Genomic DNA, 3581 nt, shown 5'->3' with positions numbered 1-3581 from the left:
CGCCGGTCGGACGGCAGCGCCGCCGATCACGCCGCGTCCTGGTCGCGGATCCGGCCCGCCCTGGTGTGCGTCGCGGCGATCGTGTTCGCCGCGTTCCTGTCGACCAGCCTCTGGTACCTGAACCACGACGGTTACGCCAGCGACGTCGAGGCGATGGTGACGTCGGTCTCCTGGTGGGTGCAGACCGGCGGGCCGCTCTACCACGCCCCGGACGCCGACCCGCAGTACAGCGTGCTCTACGGCCCGATGGTCTACCTCGCGACGGGCTTCTGGCTCGACCTGCTGCACCCCTCGATCTTCGCCGCCAAGCTGGGCTCCCTGCTGGCGCTCTACGTCTCGGTGATCCTGCTGCACCTGACGATCCGCCGCCTGGTCTCCGGCACGCTCGCCTTCGGGATGACGGCCGTCGCGCTGCTGCTCTACTGGACCGCCGGCACCGCGGCGTTGCTCGTGCGGCCCGACCCCTACATCCTGGCCGCGGTCTGCCTGGGCCTGTACGCCGCCGGATCGTCCTGGCGCGTCCCGGCCGTTGTCGGCGCGGCCCTCGCGCTCGGCCTGGCGGTGAACCTCAAGGTCCACGCGGTGCTGTACCTGCTGCCGGTGCTGACGCTGCTCGACGAGCGCCACGGGTCCCGCGCCACGCTGGCGGCCCTGGGCCTGGGCGCCGTCGCCGTCGTGGCGCCCTTCGCCCTGCACGACGGCATCTCGCTCGTCAACTACCTGAGCTGGATCCTCATCGGCACCCGCCACGGGCTGGAACTGGACTACCTGCCGCTCCTGTTCACCCGGGCGCTGTTCTTCGCGATCCCCGTGCTCGTGCTCCTGTCGACCGCGAGCCGGCCCGCGAACCGCCCCTGGATGCGGCGCCAGCTCGTGACGGCGTGGGCCGCGGGGACCCTGGCGGTGATCGTGCTGGCGATGAAGCCCGGCGCCGGCCAGGTGCACCTGCTGCCGATGATCCCCATCAACCTGGTCTTCGCGGCCCGGCTGTGGCCCGCCGAGGGCATGCGCGGCCTGCTCTTTCCGGACCGCGGCGCCTCCTGGCGGCTGGGCGCGGTCGCGGCCTTCATGATCGCCGCGGTCGTCGCGGGATCCGTGTCGGGCTACCGCAGCGCGCGGCTGGCGGGCTCGCGGATGGAAAACTCCACGGCGATCTCCGCCGACATCCGGGGGATCCTCGCCGAGCATCCCGACCGGGCCATCGGCATGGGGTACAGCGGCGACAGCAACTACTACCACCTGGCCAACCTCAGGCCGCTGCTCACGTTTTCCGGCAACCCGCTGCTGATCGACGCCGTCTCGCTCATGGACTCGCGCCGCGCCCACCGCCAGATCCCCGAGGCCACGCTCGCCGCCCTCGACGCCGGCGTCATCGACCTGTGGCTGGTGCCGCGGGGCCGCCAGCCGTTCCGCCTCGCGAGCTGGTACCCGCCCCACGACGACGTCTTCTCGGACGAGGTCCGCGCCCGCTTCTCCTTCCACTACCGGCTGGAGGGGCACTCCCGGTACTTCGATCTCTGGGGATGGGACCAGTCCGCGGCCCTGGACGGGGTGCTGGTGCAGGCCCCCGCCGGGGCCTCGGTCGCCATGCAGCTGGAGTGACCGGCGAGGCATCGGTTGCATGAACGGAAATGTTGTCGTAGTCTGGCTTCAGCCATCGACGATGGCGTCGTCCGCGGGGAGCGCGCTCCCGCGGTGCGAAGGGTGCCGCGGCCCATGACGGGCTGCTGCAGGATCGAGGATGGTCGGGCCGCCATCCAGAGCAAGCGACGGGGATGCCCGTCGCCGTCCGCGATGCGGGCGACTCTGGAGGCGACATGGCCGGATCCCGGATTCCGTCTTCTACCCCCACCCCCGCTCCCGTTCAGGAACCCACCGGTTGTCTCGGCGTGATCGTCCGCCTGTCCTGGCTGGCGGTCGGCCCGGCCCTGCTGCTCGCCCTGACCTTCAAGATCGGCGATACGGCCCGGTTCTCCGCGCTCGATGTCCTGTTCTGGATCGTGGCCGTCGGCATGGTGGCCCTGCGCCACGTCGACATCGCGCGGCTCGGCGGGCAGACCGCGGACTGCGAGCCGGCCGACATGCGGGACTGGCGGCGGTATGTGATCGCGGTGGGATCGGCCGCGGCGGCCCTGTGGGCCCTCGCGCACACGCTTCTGATCGGATTCCTGGACTGACTTGTGCCGTTGATATCGTGTCCGGCCGTGCCGTCCGATAAGCCCGGCTACTTCCGCGAACTCGCCCTGGCGTCGTTCCTGGCGATCATCCGCGTCATGACGATCCAGGTGACCCACCCGATGAGCACGATGCCCGCGGTGAACAGCCCGTACGAGAGGCGCCAGTCGAACCTCCGGGTCATCATGCTCCACTCCGACATGCCGCCGATGCTGGCGATCAGGTTGAGGGGCAAGAACACGATGTTGATCAGGGTGAGGTTCTTGAGCAGGACGTTCATGTTGTTGTTGACGATCGTGCCCCGGGCGTCCATGAGGCCGCTGAGGACCGAGCTGTAGATGTGGGCCTGCCGCGACGCCTGCCTGTTCTCGAGGATGATGTCGTCCAGCAGTTCGATGTGCGGTTCGGACATGCCCAGCTTGGTGGCCGCGTTGCGGAGTTTGGTGAGGACGGCGCCGTTGCCCTCGATGGCGTCGCTGTAGTAGACGAGGCTCTCGCCGAGGGCGAACATCTGGAGCAGGTAGCGGTTCTCCATCGAGACGGTGATCTTCCGTTCCAGGTCGCTGCTGATCTGCTTGATGACCCGCAGGTGCTCGACGTAGTGGTGGATGGTGCGCAGCAGGGCTCCCAGCAGCACGTCCGCGGGGTTGCGGGAGTTGCGGAACTCCCTGGCGGAGAACTGCATGGCGCCGTCGCTCATCACGAACGCCACCTGGTTTTCCGTCAGCACGATGCCGACCGAGTACACGCCGAGCTGGCTGGGGTCCTGGCCCTGGGCGTTCTTGGGCGCCTTCCACACGATGAAGGTGTTGGTGCCGGCCGTCTCGAGGCGCGCGACTTCCTCGGTGTCGAGCGCCGAGTCCAGGTCGTAGGGATCGAGGTCGTACCGCTCCAGGATGTGCGCCTTCTCGTTCTCGTCCGGCGCCACGAAGACGTGGATCTGGGCGGCCTCATCGGCGGTTTCGCGGATCCCCCGCGCCTGGTCGATGGCGTAGCGAGTGTGCATCTTCTTCACTCCCCCCGGGACGATTGAGCTGGATCGCCGACGTGATCCCGCCGCCTGTACAGCTTGAGCGCCTCGAACCAGAAGACGCACAATAGTCCCGCCCCGGCGCTGAGCGCCAGGTCTTTCGGGTGCAGCGGCGCGAAGTGGAACATCCGTTGCGCGAACGGGAGGTACAGGATCGCGGCCAGGAGCGCCAGCGTACCGCCGGTCACCCAGCGGAACGCGGTGTTGGGGACGCGGAGCATGGTGATGAGCGACCTGTTCCACGAGCGGTTGACGAGGATGATCACGAGAAATGCCAAAACGAGCGTCGTGAAGGTGAGGGTGCGGGCGGCGTCCGGCGTGTGGCCGGTTCTGGCGATCAGGTAGACCGCCACGCAGGCCGCCAGGACGCTCATCC

General features: G+C 68.9%; 4 protein-coding genes. 2 read left to right on the top strand and 2 right to left on the bottom strand.

Annotated features, from left to right (window positions below):
• Together Q7W29_10975 and Q7W29_10970 are read left to right on the top strand one after the other, a co-directional pair.
• The coding region (locus Q7W29_10975; GenBank protein ID MDO9172339.1) for a hypothetical protein at positions 1-1602 on the top strand (1602 nt) is incomplete at its 5' end.
• Between the two features lie 287 nt (positions 1603-1889).
• On the top strand, positions 1890-2177 hold the full coding sequence (locus Q7W29_10970) for a hypothetical protein (protein ID MDO9172338.1): 288 nt from the start codon (positions 1890-1892) through the stop codon (positions 2175-2177).
• 47 nt (positions 2178-2224) lie between these two features.
• On the opposite strand, the gene Q7W29_10965 is transcribed toward Q7W29_10970, so the two are convergent.
• Together Q7W29_10965 and Q7W29_10960 are read right to left on the bottom strand one after the other, a co-directional pair.
• Positions 2225-3181, bottom strand: a complete 957-nt coding sequence (locus Q7W29_10965; protein ID MDO9172337.1) for a magnesium transporter CorA family protein — start codon at positions 3179-3181, stop codon at positions 2225-2227.
• A 5-nt stretch (positions 3182-3186) separates the two neighbouring features.
• On the bottom strand, positions 3187-3581 hold a 395-nt coding region (locus Q7W29_10960; GenBank protein MDO9172336.1), incomplete at its 5' end, for a cation-translocating P-type ATPase C-terminal domain-containing protein.

The sequence above is a fragment of the bacterium genome (assembly GCA_030654305.1).
GTDB lineage: Bacteria > Krumholzibacteriota > Krumholzibacteriia > LZORAL124-64-63 > LZORAL124-64-63 > PNOJ01.
The sequence above is the reverse complement of the archived record's forward strand: the minus strand, read 5'-3'. Positions and strand labels throughout refer to the sequence as shown.